General features: G+C 36.7%; 1 protein-coding gene. It reads right to left on the minus strand.

The genetic code is table 11. The features are described from left to right. Positions 1 to 97 precede the first annotated feature (97 nt). Positions 98 to 406: PAQR family membrane homeostasis protein TrhA (gene trhA / locus HR9077_RS01555; protein ID WP_210725828.1), on the minus strand; the 309-nt coding region annotated here is incomplete at its 5' end.

Genomic DNA, 406 nt, shown 5'->3' on the forward strand with positions numbered 1-406 from the left:
GTACCAAAAGCAATATCAATTACTGCAAAGTGAAGGCGTAATTTTTAAAAATGGTCGTGTTAATATGCGTCAATTTCAGTGGGACTAATTAAAAAATTTAACCGACCGTAATAATATAGCGGCTGATTGCAATATAGTGACAAACACAGCCAGCAATCACAAATACATGCCAAAGTGCGTGGCTATATTGACGACTTTTAGCACTATAAAAGAGTGTGCCGAGACTATACAAAATCCCTCCACTGAGTAACCACCATAGTGCGTTTACTGGCACATTTAAATAAAGCGGGTAGACGATTGCAACTGCAAACCAACCCATTAATAAATATGTTGATAAAGACACCTTTTTGTTTTGTTTTTTCACCATTAATTTATAGCACACTCCGCCAAGTGCTAAAGACCATAT

Origin of the sequence: Modicisalibacter radicis (assembly GCF_900961225.1) — a bacterium.
Classification (GTDB): domain Bacteria; phylum Pseudomonadota; class Gammaproteobacteria; order Pseudomonadales; family Halomonadaceae; genus Modicisalibacter.